This is a genomic window from Inquilinus sp. 2KB_23 (assembly GCF_052115705.1).
In the GTDB taxonomy this organism is placed as follows: Bacteria; Pseudomonadota; Alphaproteobacteria; order DSM-16000; family Inquilinaceae; genus Inquilinus; species Inquilinus ginsengisoli_A.
Genome location: NZ_JBFRHF010000028.1, coordinates 84,488 through 97,792, shown reverse-complemented (window position 1 = coordinate 97,792; position 13,305 = coordinate 84,488). Strand labels below are relative to the sequence as shown.

The 13,305-nt window shown below is 69.5% G+C and carries 16 protein-coding genes; 5 read left to right on the top strand and 11 right to left on the bottom strand.

What is annotated here, in order from left to right; all coding sequences use genetic code 11:
• The first annotated feature begins 140 nt into the window (after window positions 1–140).
• Entirely contained in the window at window positions 141–578 is a 438-nt protein-coding gene (locus tag AB4112_RS29075) for a YbaY family lipoprotein (RefSeq protein WP_441724604.1), read from the top strand.
• A 12-nt stretch (window positions 579–590) separates the two neighbouring features.
• Here AB4112_RS29075 and AB4112_RS29070 read toward each other — a convergent pair whose 3' ends face one another.
• From AB4112_RS29070 to AB4112_RS29045, 6 genes are all read right to left on the bottom strand, one after another.
• Window positions 591–1,058 carry a nucleoside deaminase gene (locus tag AB4112_RS29070; protein WP_441724602.1) on the bottom strand — a complete coding sequence of 156 codons (468 nt, stop codon included), beginning with the start codon at window positions 1,056–1,058 and terminating at the stop codon, window positions 591–593.
• Complete coding sequence (locus AB4112_RS29065) at window positions 1,055–1,675, bottom strand: dimethylsulfonioproprionate lyase family protein (protein WP_441724600.1); 621 nt, start codon at window positions 1,673–1,675, stop codon at window positions 1,055–1,057. The genes AB4112_RS29070 and AB4112_RS29065 overlap by 4 nt, the downstream gene beginning before the upstream one ends.
• Window positions 1,672–2,220: an AAA family ATPase gene (locus tag AB4112_RS29060; protein WP_309794587.1), complete on the bottom strand. Its 549-nt coding sequence runs from the start codon at window positions 2,218–2,220 to the stop codon at window positions 1,672–1,674. Before AB4112_RS29060 ends, AB4112_RS29065 begins: the two co-directional genes overlap by 4 nt.
• Before the next feature lie 13 nt (window positions 2,221–2,233).
• Window positions 2,234–2,752: a hypothetical protein gene (locus AB4112_RS29055; protein WP_309794588.1), complete on the bottom strand. Its 519-nt coding sequence runs from the start codon at window positions 2,750–2,752 to the stop codon at window positions 2,234–2,236.
• Between the two features lie 123 nt (window positions 2,753–2,875).
• A complete protein-coding gene (locus tag AB4112_RS29050; RefSeq protein WP_309794589.1) occupies window positions 2,876–3,988 on the bottom strand; it encodes a serine hydrolase domain-containing protein in 1,113 nt (370 codons plus the stop codon).
• Between the two features lie 19 nt (window positions 3,989–4,007).
• Window positions 4,008–5,597, bottom strand: a complete 1,590-nt coding sequence (locus tag AB4112_RS29045; RefSeq protein WP_441724597.1) for an ABC transporter substrate-binding protein — start codon at window positions 5,595–5,597, stop codon at window positions 4,008–4,010.
• Between the two features lie 260 nt (window positions 5,598–5,857).
• Between AB4112_RS29045 and AB4112_RS29040 the strand changes: the two genes are divergently transcribed.
• Window positions 5,858–6,565 (top strand): Crp/Fnr family transcriptional regulator, encoded by a 708-nt coding sequence (locus tag AB4112_RS29040; protein ID WP_309794591.1) that lies wholly within the window; start codon window positions 5,858–5,860, stop codon window positions 6,563–6,565.
• Window positions 6,566–6,573: 8 nt separating this feature from the next.
• Here the strand turns inward: AB4112_RS29040 and AB4112_RS29035 are convergent, their stop codons facing one another.
• The gene (locus tag AB4112_RS29035) at window positions 6,574–6,954 is read right to left on the bottom strand and encodes a winged helix-turn-helix transcriptional regulator (RefSeq protein WP_441724594.1); all 381 of its coding nucleotides are present in this window, start codon (window positions 6,952–6,954) and stop codon (window positions 6,574–6,576) included.
• A gap of 398 nt (window positions 6,955–7,352) precedes the next feature.
• On the opposite strand from AB4112_RS29035, the gene AB4112_RS29030 reads away from it, so the two are divergent.
• Complete coding sequence (locus AB4112_RS29030) at window positions 7,353–7,664, top strand: general stress protein (protein ID WP_374710615.1); 312 nt, start codon at window positions 7,353–7,355, stop codon at window positions 7,662–7,664.
• Window positions 7,665–7,735: 71 nt separating this feature from the next.
• Here AB4112_RS29030 and AB4112_RS29025 read toward each other — a convergent pair whose 3' ends face one another.
• The 4 genes from AB4112_RS29025 to AB4112_RS29010 form a co-directional block, all read right to left on the bottom strand.
• Window positions 7,736–7,960: a DUF2934 domain-containing protein gene (locus AB4112_RS29025; protein WP_441724592.1), complete on the bottom strand. Its 225-nt coding sequence runs from the start codon at window positions 7,958–7,960 to the stop codon at window positions 7,736–7,738.
• 174 nt (window positions 7,961–8,134) lie between these two features.
• Complete coding sequence (locus AB4112_RS29020; RefSeq protein ID WP_441724590.1) at window positions 8,135–8,932, bottom strand: cation diffusion facilitator family transporter; 798 nt, start codon at window positions 8,930–8,932, stop codon at window positions 8,135–8,137.
• Between the two features lie 62 nt (window positions 8,933–8,994).
• Complete coding sequence (locus AB4112_RS29015; protein ID WP_309794595.1) at window positions 8,995–9,696, bottom strand: PhoH family protein; 702 nt, start codon at window positions 9,694–9,696, stop codon at window positions 8,995–8,997.
• Window positions 9,697–10,090: 394 nt separating this feature from the next.
• On the bottom strand, window positions 10,091–11,008 hold the full coding sequence (locus AB4112_RS29010; protein WP_441724587.1) for a LysR family transcriptional regulator: 918 nt from the start codon (window positions 11,006–11,008) through the stop codon (window positions 10,091–10,093).
• A gap of 120 nt (window positions 11,009–11,128) precedes the next feature.
• On the opposite strand from AB4112_RS29010, the gene AB4112_RS29005 reads away from it, so the two are divergent.
• Both AB4112_RS29005 and AB4112_RS29000 read left to right on the top strand, forming a co-directional pair.
• Window positions 11,129–12,421: an MFS transporter gene (locus tag AB4112_RS29005; protein WP_441724585.1), complete on the top strand. Its 1,293-nt coding sequence runs from the start codon at window positions 11,129–11,131 to the stop codon at window positions 12,419–12,421.
• 134 nt (window positions 12,422–12,555) lie between these two features.
• A complete protein-coding gene (locus tag AB4112_RS29000) occupies window positions 12,556–13,305 on the top strand; it encodes a gluconate 2-dehydrogenase subunit 3 family protein (protein ID WP_441724583.1) in 750 nt (249 codons plus the stop codon).

The following is a 13,305-nucleotide window of genomic DNA, read 5'->3' as shown; positions in this document are numbered from 1 at the left end:
AACCGGCGCAGGACGCAGGGAGTGTGAGAAATGCGGGCTAAGCGTCTTCGCACCCCGTCATCGTCCGATCGGCAACGGATTTCGCCGCCAAGCGTTCATCCCGGGAGACCGTTGCGGCCCTTGGGGCCAGGAGACATGAGATGACGCGCCCATCGCTTGCCGTCGCCGCCCTCGCCGCGGCGTTTGCGCTTGCCGCCTGCGGCCGGACCGGGGAGACCGCCATGCCGTCGTCGCCTGCCCCGGTCGCCAGCGCCAGCGTCACCGGCACCGCGACCTATCGCGAACGCATCGCCCTGCCGGCGGATGCGGAGCTGATCGTGCAACTGGCCGACGTCTCGCTGGCCGATGCACCGTCGACGGTGGTTGCCGAGCAGCGCATCGCCCCGGTCCGGGTACCGGCGCCGTTTACCCTGTCCTACGACCCGGCCCAGATCGACCCGCGCCACAGCTATGCCGTGTCGGCCCGGGTCGAGCGGGCGGGCACGCTGCTGTTCACCACCGACACCCGGCACCCGGTGCTGACCCAGGGGGCCGGCAATACGGCCGAGATCGTGATGATCAAGGTCCAGCCGCATTGAGGCGGTAACGGATCAGCCCGGCTGCCGGCGCCGCCACAGCGCATAGAGGTCGGTGCCCGCCACCCGCACCGGTAGGTGCCGGACGGTCATGGCCTGCTCGCCCAGCGGCTTGGCCAGCTCGGCATAGACCCCGGCGGTCGACAGGCCGAACGGCGCCCCATCCTCGTTCGAATGGGCATAATAGACGGCGTCGATCCCGGTCATGGTCATGGCCGCGAGGCACATCGGGCAGGGATGGCCGCTGGCATAGACGGTGCAGCCATCCAGGCGCAGCGATCCGAGATCGCGGCTGGCCGCCCGGATCGCCTGCAGTTCGGCATGCGCCGTCGGGTCGCCCGTGGCGCCCATCTGGTTGACGCCGGTGGCGATCACCGTGCCGTCGCGCACCAGCACGGCGCCGAAGGGCCGGCCATCCTGCTCCTCGACGTTCCGGCGGGCCAGATCGATCGCCTGCACGAGAAATTGCTCATGGACGGTCATCTCTCCTCCCCTGAGTCCGGGCCGGCCGGCAGCATCGTCGATTTCTGCGCCAGGTCGCCGCCGCGCCAGAGATAGAGCGCCAGCAAGGGCTGCCCGCCGGTGCGCATGGCGTGCGGGATCCAGGCGGGATGATGGATCAGCGTGCCGGGGCGGCGCCGCGCCCAGCCCTCGTCGCCGCGCAGCCAGTCGGCCGTGCCGGCCAGGGGCAGGTAGATCTCCTCGGCGGCGTGGTTGTGCGGCGGGTATTCCACATCGGGCCCCAGCAGCAGGAAACCGCAGGCGAGGCGGTCATCGGCGACCGGGCCCCTGAGGCCGGCCAGCTCGGTCCAGCCATAGCGCTCGAGGAAGTGCGGGTCCACATCGCCGGCCCCATAGGTCTGGCCCCAGGCCAGGTCCGGCGCGGCGTCGACGAGGTCCGCGACCAAAGCGCGGGTGTCCGCGACCGGCGCCAGCGCATCGAGCCAGCGTAGCACCGGCAGCGGCCGGGGCTCGGTCACCCGCCGCATCGCCTCCGGCGTAGGCCAGTCGGCGAGGAAGGCGGCGAGCTCCGGCCGGTCGATGCCGTCGAGCAGCGCCCGGGCCAGGGCGAGCAGCCGGCTTGCGGCGTCCGCGCTCACGGCAGCCCCCGCCGGGTCTCCGCGATCCGCTCGAGAAGGGCGTCGACCGTGGCGGCGACGCTGAGGCCGGAGCTGTCGAGCCACAGCCCGATCCGCGGCGTGTCGGCGCGCAGGCCGCGATCCAGGTCTTCCGGCGTCCAGGCGCCGTAGCCGGTCTTGGGGCGGCCGGCCTCGCGTGCCGCCACCGCCTCGGGCGACGGGCACAGCACCACGACGCCGAAGGACCGGCCCCGCAGCCGTTCGACCATCCGCGCCAGCGTCGGCCCCAGGATCACGTCCTGCCACACCACGGTGAAGCCGGCCTCGGCATAGCGGCCCGCCGCCATCGCCGCGAGGTCGTGGCGCAGGTCGAGCTGCCGCAGCGCCTCGGCCGGCAGGTCGGGCGTCACCTCGACCCGGCCGGAGACGATCATCCGCCGGAACAGGTCGCCGCGCAGATGCACCGCCCGGGGCAGCCGCTCGGCCAGGGCCTGGGCCACGGTCGACTTGCCCGCCGCCATGATGCCGGTGATGACGATGATGTCCGGCACGGTCTCAAATGGCATGGCGGACTCCGCTCTAGCTCCGGCCGCTGCACTCGCGCACCAGCAGCGTCTGGAACCAGTCGTCCTTCAGCAGGATGTTGAGGTTCTTGGCGATCCCGGCGTCGACCGCGCGATCGACCGACTGGCCCCGCGGCACGGTGAAGGTGGTGCCGATCGCCTGGTCGAACGGGACATCGTTGCCGACGGTCAGGACGTAGCGGATGTCGATGCCGTAATGCTCCTCCGCCCCCGCCCTCTCGACATTGAAGTCGCGGATCGTGCCGTCGAGGGTGCAGCGGGTGGAATCCAGCCGGGCGCCGGCGCGCCGCAGCTCCGCCTTCAGGGCGCCGGTGATGTAGCCGGGCACGTCCTGCACGCTGCCCTGCGGCGCGGCCCCGGTGCGCGGCCGGTAGCCCATCGGGTTGACCGCGACCGAACCGGTCAGATGCGCGGTGGTCTGCGGCTGGTAGCCCGTGCGCGGCCCCTGCGGCCCCGGCTGGGCGGCGCAGGCGGCGACGAGGAGAGCGAGGGCGAGCGGCAGGCGACGCGGCATGGGGGCTCCGACGGTTTCCGGCGGGGCCCGATCGCCCCGCCCCGACATAGCCCCGCCGCCGCGGCGGGGTCAATCCGATGCGGCCTTCCGGCCGAGCCGGCCGATGCGGGCTTGCCGCCCGGATCAAGCCGACGCGGCGGCCAGGATCTCGTCGAACGCCCCATGCAGGCCGGAGGCCTGGAAGCTGAGCCGGTTGCCCGAGCCGGTGTTGGTCACCAGCGCCGCGCTGATGCCGGTCGCCGGATCATGCTGCATCACCGAGACATAGCCCGGCAGGCTGCCCTGGTGGCCCAGGGTCATCCGGCCGGCATAGGAGGACAGGAACAGACCGGCCCCGGATTCCCGCATCCGCGTGCCCGGGAAGCCGGCGGGCCAGCGGTTCTCCGCCATCTCCTGCAGCCATTCCGGTTCGAACAGCCGGCCGCCGAACAGCCCGTCGAGGAACAGCGCCATGTCCCGCGGCGTCGCCACCATGTCGCCGGCGGCATAGGCCTCGGAGAACGGGAACAGCGCGGTCGAATCCTGCAGCGCGTCGGAGGGCTCGAGCACGCCGTTCATGTTCCACATCTCGCCGCCCTGCTCCAGCGGCAGCGGGCCGCCCGGCGGTGGCGGCGGGCGGTGGTAGTAGCCGCGCACCAGCCGGTCCTCCGGGAAGGCCTCGCCGGCGGCCGAGAAGCTGTCCGCCAGGCCGAGCGGCTGCAGCACCTGGCGCCGCACCTGCGCCGCCAGCGTGCCGCCGGTCAGCTTCTCGATCAGCATGCCGGCCAGGACATAGCCGGTGTTGCTGTAGGAGCAGCGTTGCCCCGGCTCCTCCTGCGGCCGCACCCGGAAGGCAAGGTCGACGATCTCCTGCGGCGCCCAGACCCGGCCGGGCATCATCGGGATGTCGAACTCGAATTCCGGCAGGCCGCTGCGGTGGTTGACCAGCTGGCGCACCTGGATCTGCCCGCCCTTGGGCAGGTCCGGGAACCATTCCGCCACCGGCTGGTCGAGCGGCACCACCCCGGCCCGCGCCAGCCGCATCAGCGTGGCGGCGACGAAGGTCTTGGTGCAGCTGCCGTTCTTGAACAGATGGTGCGGTTCGACCGCATTCCCCCGCTCCCGGTCGGCCAGGCCGGCGCAGACCGTCAGCAGCGCATCGCCAGGCATCACCACTGCGACCGAAGCGCCGACGATGCCCTTGGCCACGAAGTCGTCGAGAATATCCTTGATCGCCGTTGTCACATCGCTTGCCATGCTGCCTCTCCCCGCCCGGCTATTCCGCCAGGTCGAGCTTGGAGAAATTCTGCCGGCCGAACGGGTCGAGCACGTAGTTCAGCACGTTCTTGCGGATCGGCATCGAGACGATCGAGCTGGCGATCGGCACCAGCGGCACCTGGTCCTCCACGATCTGCTGCGCCTTGACGTAAAGCTCGGTCCGCCTGGCCTGGTCGGTGGTGCTGCGCGCCTCGTCCAGCAGGGCGTTGAACGGCTTGTCGCACCACTTCATGCGGTTCTGTTCGCCGCAGGCCAGGACGAAGGTCAGGGTGTTGTCGGGGTCGCCATTGTCGCTGGTGCCGCCCAGCAGCAGCGCGTCATGCTCGCCCGCCTGGGTGCGGTTGAGATAGGCACCCCATTCCATGCTGACGATCTCGGCCTTCACCCCGATCGCCGCCCAGTCGGCCTGGATCAGCTCCGCCATCCGCCGGGCGTCGGGGTTGTAGGGCCGCGACACCGGCATCGCCCACAGCGACAGCGAGAAGCCGTCGGGATAGCCGGCCTCGGCCAGCAGCGCCTTGGCCGCCTTGGGGTCGTAGGCGTAGCCCTTGAGATCCTTCGCCGCGCCCCATTCGACCGGCGACAGCGCCGAATTCACCAGCGTGCCGGCGCCCTGGTACACCGCCTCGACGATCGCCTGGCGGTTGATCGCCATGGCCAGGGCGCGCCGCACCCTGACGTCGCCGAGCGGCTTCTTCTCCAGGTTGAAGCCGAGATAGCCGAGATTGTCGCCCGGGCGCTGCAGCACCGTGATGTTCGGGTCCTGCTTGAGCTGCGGCACCGCCGAGGCCAGCGGCTGGGTGGTGATCTGGCATTCCCCCGCCTGCAGCTTGGACACCCGCACCGTCGCATCCGGGGTGATGTCGAACACCAGCGTGTCGATCGGCGGCTTGCCGTCCCAATAGTCGGTGTTGGCCTTGTAGCGGATGCGCGAATCCGGGTCGTAGGCCTGCAGCACGAAGGGCCCGGTGCCGACCGGCGTCTGGTCCAGCGCCTCCGGCGTGCCCTTGGCCACCATCGCCTGCGCCATCTCCAGCGACTGGATCGAGGCGAAGTCGAGCGCGATGGTCGCCAGGAAGGTGGCGTTGGGGGCCTTGAGGGTGAAGCGGACGGTGAGGTCGTCAACCTTGTCGATCGACTGCAGCATGGCCCCCAGACCCAGCGCCTCGAAATATTCGTAGCTGCTGCCGCCCAGGGTGTGGAACGGGTTGTCCGCCCGCCATTGCCGGTCGAAGGAATAGACCACGTCGTCGGCGGTCAGGGGCCGGGTCGGGGTGAAGGCGGCATTGGCCGCGAACTTGACGTCCGGGCGCAGGTGGAAGGTGTAGATCCGGCCGTCGTCGGAGATCTCCCAGCGCTCGGCCAGGGACGGGGTGATCTCGGTGGTGCCCGGCTTGAACCGGACCAGCCGGTCATAGACCGTGCGCGCCACCGCATCCATGGTGGAGTCCGCGCTGGCGAACATCGGGTTGAAGCTCTCCGGGCTGGCCTCGGAGCAATAGACCAGCGTCTTCGCCGCCGCCGGCAGCCCCGGCGCCGCCAGCGTGATCAAGGCCGCCGCGACCAGCGACCGTCGCACCATCGACATGTCCGTCTCCCTGCTCATGGTGAGCGCCGGCCGCTTGCGGCTTCGGCAGCGTTATTTTTCTGAAGCGTCAATATTTTTACTATGCTGCAAGCGAATTTTCAGTGTCAAGCGAGCTTGGCAATGCCCCTTCAGGGAACCGCCCGGACCACTGTTCCGTTAGTGGTTAGCCGCCCTGCCGCGGCCGCTTCGCCACGTTTCGCGCCTGATCCGCGGGATGTGGCACGTGATCGCTGCACCATTCTGTGCCGGAGGGAGCTGCCATGTCGCCGCACGACCTGAATGTGAAGCTCGACACCCACGAGCCGCAGCTCAAGATCCTGGACCCCGAGCTGCTCGACTACATCCAACGGCGCCGGGTCGAGGATGTCGTCTTCCCCGCGGGCGCTACCATCATGCTGGAGGGCGATGTCAACCCGCCGCTGTACAGCGTCACCGAGGGCTGGGCGATCCGCTACAAGACGCTGCAGGACGGCCGACGGCAGATCCTGTCCTTCATCCTGCCGGGCGACGTGATCGGCTTCCAGGCGCAGTTCTTCGAGAACGCGGTCACCTCGATCGAGGCGGTCACCGACGTCTCGCTCTGCGTCGTCGCCTATCGCGACATCGCCGACCTCTACCAGACCCAGCCGGACATCGCCTTCCGCTTCGCCGCCCTGGCGGCAGACCAGAAGCGCCAGATGGAGGAGCAACTGCTGTCGATCGGCCAGCGCACCGCGCTGGAGCGGGTGTCGGCGCTGATCCTCGACATCCACAACCGCGCCGAGGCGCGCGACATGAAGCAGGCCGGCAGCATCCCCTTCCCGGTGACGCAGCAGCATGTCGCCGACGCGCTCGGCATCTCCCTGGTGCATGCCAACCGGACCCTGAAGCGGCTGCAGCGCGACGGGCTGTTCCGGATCAAGGGCCGCCGGCTGGAGATGCTGGACGCCGCCGCACTGGAGCAGGTGGCGCAGAAGCCGACGAGCTGAACCGGGGGCTAGGCCGCCTCGGCGGTCGGCGGCACATAGGCCTGGCGCGCGGCACGCACCGCGCCGTGATGTTCGTCGGCCCAGCGCACCAGGGCGTCGAGCGGCTCCATCAGCGATTGCCCCAGCGGCGTCAGCGCGTAATCGACCCGGGGCGGGATGGTCGGGTGCACCGTGCGCGTCACCAGCCCGTCCTGCTCCAGCCGGCGCAGCGTCTGTGCCAGCATGCGCTGGGAGATGTCGCCGATCGTGCGCTTCACCACGGTGAAGCGCATCACCCCCGGGGCCAACGTCCGCAGCACCAGCAGGCTCCAGCGGTCGCCGAGCCGGTCCAGCACATTGCGGATCGGACAGGGGTGCAGTCCGTCATCCACCAGCTTGCGCGCAACCATCGGCCGCTCCTCACTCCACGTCCCGGCATCGGTATCATATCGGAACCGACCGCTGAAACGGAACCGCCTCCAGATCTCGGGAGACCACCATTCGCACGGAAAGGTCGGCCTGCGCCGGGTCGGGCGCAGGCCGGGAAGGCCCCTAGCCCATCGCCGCTCGTCGCGACCGCCGGAGATCGGAGGGATCGCGGTCGCCTGTCGGCTTGGCTCCAGGATCACGACAGGACGGGCCGCGGGCAATCCCCCCAAAACACGGGATCTTGACAGCGCGGCCGGGTGGGACAGGGGCCAGCGAAGCCCATCGAACCGGTTGAAAAATGAAGGATATTTCACTGGGAACCCTGCCCCGACAAATCCTATTCCCTTGCCGAGAGCCCGCAGCAAGGGAGCTTTGAATCATGGCGGACACCCAAACCCAACATCGCGGCGGCGCCGGAAACTTCGCCCGGAACCGGGAGCGCGCGGCGGAAGCGGGTCGGAAGGGCGGCCAGAGGAGCGGCGGCAATTTCGCCAACGATCCGGCCCGGGCGTCGGAGGCCGGCCGCAAGGGCGGCCAGCAGAGCGGCGGCAACTTCAAGAACGATCCGGAGCGCGCGGCGGCGGCCGGCCGCAAGGGCGGCCAGGAGAGCGGCGGCAATTTCGCCAATGACCGGGAGCGCGCCGCCCAGGCGGGGCGCAAGGGCGGCCAGTCGGGCCACGGGACGCATTGACGACAGCGATGTGATGCCAGGGCAGGCTTGAGCCTGCCCTGCCCTGTCCAGGCCGGATGCGGCGCCGGCCGCTATTCCCTGACCGGTCGATCGGTCAATTCAATCTCCGCCCGCCGCCAATGCTCATCGGCATGGCCCTCGGGGCAGCCCTCTTCCCGCCAGATCTCGTGCGCGCGCTCGCGGATGCGATCCGTGTCGCCCGGACCATCCGGGGACACCGGCATCTCCTCGAAGGGCTCGTTGGGGTCGACCGTCCTGGTATCGGGGCTCTCGCCTCTGCTTCGCCTGGTCGCCATGGCTGTTCCTTCCTGGCCGTCTGCCAGGGAAACAGGAACCGGCAGCGGGAGGTTCCGGTCGCGATCCCGGCGTCAGAGGAAGCGATGGCCCGCCGCGGCGTCGGCGCAGGGCACCGGCTCGCACTGCAGGGTGACATGGCCGATGTCGAACCCCTCATGCAGCATCGTCCGGGCCTAGTCCAGCAGGGCCGGGATCGCGACGGTGTCGCCCGGCACCACCAGATGGGCGGTCAGCGAGATCCGGCCCCCTGTCAGGGCCCAGACATGCATGTCGTGGACGTCGGTGACGCCGGGCAGCGCCCGCAGCGCCTGCGCCACCGCCGCCGGGTCGATGCCGTCGGGCACGCCTTCGAGCAGGATGTTCACGCTCTGGCGCAGCAGGATCCAGGTGCGCGGCAGCACCCAGAAGCCGATCGCGACGGCGATCAGCGAATCCACCCATTCCCACCCGGTCAGCCGGATGACGATCGCGGCCACGATCACGCCGACCGAGCCGAGCAGGTCGCTCAGCACCTCGAAATAGGCGCCCTTCACGTTCAGGCTGGCGTCGCGCTTGGACCGCAGCATCCAGACCGAGAACAGGTTCACCAGCAGGCCCAGGCCCGCGATCACCAGCATCGCTGTGGAGTTGACCTCGGTCGGCTCGCTCAGGCGGCGCCAGGCCTCGTAGAGGATGTAGAGGGCGACGCCGAACAGCAACAGGGCGTTGAACGCCGCCGCCAGGATCTCGAACCGCTCATAGCCGAAGCTGCGCCGCGCATCCGGCGGCCGCCGGCCGATGCGGATGGCCACGATGGCGATGGACAGCCCGATCACGTCGGTCGCCATATGCGCCGCGTCGGAAATCAGCGCCAGGCTGCCGGTGAGGAGACCGCCGACGATCTCCGCCACCATGAAACCCGCGGTGGGCAGCAGCGCGATCCACAGGCTGCGCTCATTGCCGTCGCGGTCGGCGCCGTGACTCCCGCCCATCCCTCAGCCTCTCCCTGCTCGACAGCCCAGCCGGCCCGGGACGGGGCCGGCCGGGGGTCGCGTCAGGCCAGGAGCGGCATCATCGCCGCCACCAGCGGATGGCGGACGATGTCCTGGGTGGTCAGCCGCACCACGGCGATGCCGTCCAACGGTTGCAGCCGTCGCGCCGCTTCCTCCAGTCCCGACAGGCCGGGCAGCAGGTCGGTCTGGTCGGGGTCGCCGGTGATGACCATGGTCGAATGCCAGCCCAGGCGGGTCAGCAGCATCTTGAGCTGCTGGAAGGTCATGTTCTGAGCCTCGTCGACGATGACGAAGCTGCGCGAGATGGTGCGGCCGCGCATATAGGCCAGCGGCGCGATCTCGACGATGCCTTCCTTGGTCATCTGGCGCACCTGCTTGGCGCCGAGACGGTCGGACAGCGCGTCGTAGATCGGGCGCATCCAGGGGTCCATCTTCTCGTTGATGTCGCCCGGGAGATAGCCGAGGCTTTCCCCTGCCTCGACCACCGGCCGGGTGATGACGATGCGGCTGACCCGCTCCGCATTCAGCGCCTCGACGGCCTTGGACACCGCCAGATAAGTCTTGCCCGTCCCCGCCGGCCCGAGCGCCAGGGTCATGGCATGGCCTTCGATCGCCTTCATCAGGACTTCCTGGTTGGCGGTCCGTGGCTTGACCGTCTTCAGGTAGCTCTGCTCCCGGAAATCATCATCAAATCCCTCGTTGATCGGGACGATACGGGCGGTGGAAGCGCTGCGTTTGACCATGGTACGTCGTCCTTTGCTCTCGCGTGCATCCTCGAAGAGAGGATCCCAGACACCGCCTCCTTCACAGGGAGATCTCATCGGCCGAGTGCTCCTTCGGGTCGGGTGGAACAGGACAGGTGGCGGATCGGAAGCCGACATCCAGACGCAAAAAACGCCCCGGCAAGGGGGCGTTCGAACGAATATCGATGCTGAGTCTGGCCCAGGTCGGGGCTGGGAAGCGGTTGGTTATGCCAGGCTGCTGCCCCTTGCATGTCACCTTTCCGATCACAGACGACGGAAATCACGTCGTCGGATTCAGGGTCTCATCAACGCTCTTGCTGCACCAGCGAAAAGAACGAGCGACATCGAAAATTCATACCAATTGTGGCGGGCTTGCCGCGACTGAGAACCAGATCTAGCGGCTGCCACCAGGAAGCGCGTTGGCTCCGGTCGCCAGATCGATGAAGGCGCGCGCCGCCGGCGAGGTCTCGTCATGGCGCCAGGTCAGCCACATCGTGGTGAAGGCGCCGGGGTCGGTCAGCCGGCGGAACACCACGCCTTCGACCTGGATCCGCTGCAGCGAGGCGGGCAGCAGCGACACGCCCAGCCCGGCCGCCACCAGCCCGACGATGGTCGAGACCTCGCGCGCCTCCTGCCCCAGCCGCGGGCTGAAGCCGGCGTCGCGGCACAGGCCGATCATCTGGTCGTACAGGCTGGTGCCGGCGTCGCGGGGGTAGCAGACGAAGGATTCACCGGCGAGGTCGGCCAGCGGCATCGGTGCCGGCGCCCCGGCGGCGAGCGGATGGTCGGCCCGCAGCGCCACCACCAGCGGGTCGCGGAACAGCTCACGCACCGCCAGCGCGTCCGGCACCGGCGGGAAGGTCGGGTTGCGCAGGAAGCCCACCTGCAGCCGCCGTTCGGCCAGCGCCTCGATCTGCTGCCGGGTGGCCATCTCCTGCAGTTCCAGATGGACGTCGGGATAGGCCTGGCGGAAGGCGAAGATGGTCTGCGGGATCAGCGTGGTGAAGGGCGCGGAGGCGGTGAAGGCGATGCGGACCTGGCCGATCTCGCCGCGCTGGGCCCGGCGCGCCACCTCGACCGCCCGGTCCGCCCCGGCCAGCACCAGCCGCGCCTGGTCCACGAACAGCCGCCCGACCTCGGTCAGCGCCACCCGGCGGTTGGTGCGCTCGAACAGCCGCGCGCCGAGTTCGTCCTCCAGCGCCTGGATCTGCTGGCTGAGAGGCGGCTGCGAGATCCCCAGCCGGGCGGCGGCGCGGCTGAAATGCAGCTCCTCCGCCAGGGCCACGGCGTAGCGCAGGTGCCTCAGCTCCATCCGATCATTCGCCAAGCCTATCAAACATGCCGTGAAACATATTGGACAGTATCAATCGGAGTGGCCATGTTTTTGTAGAGACTGGGCGCTGTCTGTCCGCCGCCCGCCTGGAGACCTTCCGTGACCCGATCGGCCGGCGCCACCGCGCTTCCCCTGCCCCCCGCCACCCCAACGATGCCGGCGATCACCGCCGGGGTCGTCGCGGCCGAGGACGTCGTCGCCTATATCGAGCACGGCACGGCGGCGTTCCACCGCACCAATCTGGCCCTGTTCGCCGCCGGCTTCTCGACCTTCGCCCTGATGTACTGCGTGCAGCCGCTGATGCCGGTGTTCACCCATGTGTTCCAGGTCGGGGCGGCGGAAAGCAGCCTGTCGCTGTCGTTGACCACCGGCACGCTGGCCTTCGCCATGCTGGTGGCCAGCGCCCTGTCCGAGGCCTGGGGCCGCAAGCCGGTGATGGTGGCGTCGCTGTTCGCCTCGGCGGTGCTGACCAGCCTGGCGGCGCTGATGCCGTCCTGGCACGGGCTCTTGGTCCTGCGTGCGCTGATGGGGCTGACGCTGAGCGGCCTGCCGGCGGTCGCCATGGCCTATGTCAGCGAGGAGATGCATCCGCGCTCGGTCGGCCTGGCCATGGGGCTGTTCATCGGCGGCAGCGCCCTGGGCGGGCTGGGCGGCCGGCTGATCGCCGGCGTGCTGACCGATTTGGTGTCCTGGCGGCTCGGCCTCGGCGTGGTCGGGCTGACCGGCCTGGTCGCCGGATTCGTGTTCTGGCGCAGCCTGCCGCCCTCGGCCCATTTCCGGCCGCGCCCGCTGCGGCTGCGGCCCCTGCTGTCCGCCTTCGCCGACCATCTGCGCGACCCCGGCCTGCGCTGGCTGTTCCTCGAGGGCTTCCTGCTGATGGGCGCCTTCGTCACCCTCTACAACTACACCGGCTTCCGTCTATTGGCGCCGCCCTACGGGCTTAGTCAGACCGCCGTCGCAGCGATCTTCGCGGTCTATCTGATCGGCATCGTCGCCTCGGTCTGGGTCGGGCACCTCGCCGGGCTGCTCGGCCGCCGCCGGGTGTTCTGGGCGCCGATCGTGCTGATGCTGGCCGGCGTCGCCCTGACCCGGAGCGACGGGCTGTGGCCGATCATCGCCGGCATCGCGGTGTTCACCTTCGGCTTCTTCGGCGCCCATTCGGTGGCCAGCAGTTGGGTCGGCCGCCGCGCCCTGCAGGCCCGCGCCCAGGCGTCTTCGCTGTACCTGTTCTTCTACTATCTCGGGTCCAGCGTGGTCGGCTCGCTCGGCGGCCTGGCCTGGACCGGCTGGGGCTGGCCCGGCGTCACCCTGCTGATCGGCGGGCTGGCCCTGGCGGCGCTGGCCGTCGCCCTGCGACTGACGGTGCTGCCGCCACGGCAAAGTCAAGGATAAGCCTTGGCCGTGCCATTGACTTTCGCCGCGCCACCTGTATCCTTTTACTGTAAATCATAAGATTGTAGTCATTTTTACACTGGTCTTCAGCGTACCTCCCGGCCACCAGCCAATATTTCCGACAGGGAGCGTCCATGTCCGTCACGGTGCGCCTGGGCGTGACCAGGCGAGGACTGCTCAGCTCCACCGCAGCATTGCTGCTGACGGCATCCACCATCCAGGCCAGGACCATCGGCGGCGGCCTGCCCTGGGCCCCCGATGCCGGTAATCCACCAACCCCCATCTGGCCCGCGCCCTGGGCCGCGTTCACACCCGAGGAGGCGACGGCGGTCGAGGCCGCGATCGAGCGGCTGATCCCGAACGACGCCCTGGGGCCGGGCGCGCGCGAGGCCAGCTGCGCCATCTTCATCGACCGGCAGCTCGCCGGGTCCTACGGGTCGTCGGAGCGGCTGTACGTGCGCCCGCCCTTCGCCGAGGGCACGCCGCAGCAGGGGCTGCAATCCCCGCTGACGCCGGCCGCCCGCTACCGCGTCGCGCTGGCCGCGCTCGATACCTATTGCCGGACCGCCTATGTCGGCCGGATCTTCGCCAGGCTGGGGCCCGAGGAGCGGGACCTGGTGCTGCAAGGGCTGGAGAGGGGCACGGTCAGGCTCGACGGCACCGACGGCCAGGCCTTCTTCGAGATGCTGCTGCAGAACACCATGGAAGGCTTCTTCGCCGACCCGATCCATGGCGGCAACCGCGACATGATCGGCTGGAAGCTGGTCGGCTTCCCCGGCGCTCGCTACGACTATCGCGACCATGTCACCAAGCACAACCAGCCCTATCCGCTGCCGCCCGTGAGCATCACCGGCCGGGCGGAGTGGGTGCAGCCGAGGCGATGA